1 pseudogene (running past one end of the window) is annotated in these 1,062 nt (G+C 69.6%); it reads left to right on the plus strand.

The annotated features are described in order from the left end of the window. Window positions 1-1,062, plus strand: a pseudogene (locus ACFE99_RS10725) (acyl-CoA carboxylase subunit beta); its annotated part reaches 117 nt to the left of the window's first position; the annotation flags it as partial.

The following is a 1,062-nucleotide window of genomic DNA, read 5'->3' on the forward strand; positions in this document are numbered from 1 at the left end:
CGCGACAAAGGCAAGCTCGACGCCCGCGCACGCGTCGAACGGCTGCTGGACCCGGGCACCTTCCGTGAACTGGGCACGCTGGTCGGCGGCGAGGTCGCCTCCGACGCGATCGTCGTCGGCTCGGGATGCATCAACGGATCACCGGTAATGGTGGGCGCCGAAGACTTCACCACCATGGCCGGCACCATCGCCCCCGGCAGCAATTCCAAGCGCTACCGCATCGCCGAGCTCGCACTGCGCGACAAGATCCCGCTGGTGATGCTGCTGGAGGGCGCGGGCTTCCGTCCCACCGGTGCGCACTACGGGCGCACGCCCACCGACCTGCTGGCCCAAGCCCGGTGCTCGGGGCGGGTGCCGACCGTCGCCGCGGTGCTCGGGCCGTCGGCCGGTCACGGGGCGCTGGTCGCCCCGGTGTGCGACTTCCGGATCATGAGCCGCCAGGGCGCGATCTTCACCGCCGGTCCGCCGGTCGTCAAAGAGTCGACGGGCGAAGACATTTCGAAGGAAGACCTCGGCGGACCGGATGTTGCCTTGCCCAGCGGGGTGATTCACAACGTCGCCGACGACGACGGGGCGGTGCTCGACGCGATCCGCCGCTACCTATCGTACTTTCCCCCCAGCGCGTGGTCGTATCCGCCGTCGCTGCCGGCCAACGACGCGGCTGCCCCGCGGCCGACGCCGGAACTGCTCGAGATCGTCTCGCGCGATAACCGCCGCGTCTACGACATGCGCGCTGTCTTGGACGTCGTTTTCGACCGCCCGGACTGGTTCGAGGTTCAGCCGAAGTTCGGCCCGGCGATCATCTGCGCGTTGGCGCATCTCGGCGGTCACCCCGTGGCGGTGGTGGCCAACCAGCCCAAAGTGCTGGCTGGTTCCATCGACGCCGCAGCCGCCGACAAGGCGGCGCATTTCATCACGGTGGCCGACTCGTTCCACTTGCCCATCGTCTTCCTGGCCGACAATCCCGGCATGCTGCCCGGTAGCCGCTCGGAGCGCGACGGCGTGCTGCGCAGCGGCGGGCGGATGTTCGTCGCGCAGACCGCGGCGACGCCGCTCAAACTG

Origin of the sequence: uncultured Mycobacterium sp. (assembly GCF_964249325.1) — a bacterium.
Taxonomy (GTDB): domain Bacteria; phylum Actinomycetota; class Actinomycetes; order Mycobacteriales; family Mycobacteriaceae; genus Mycobacterium.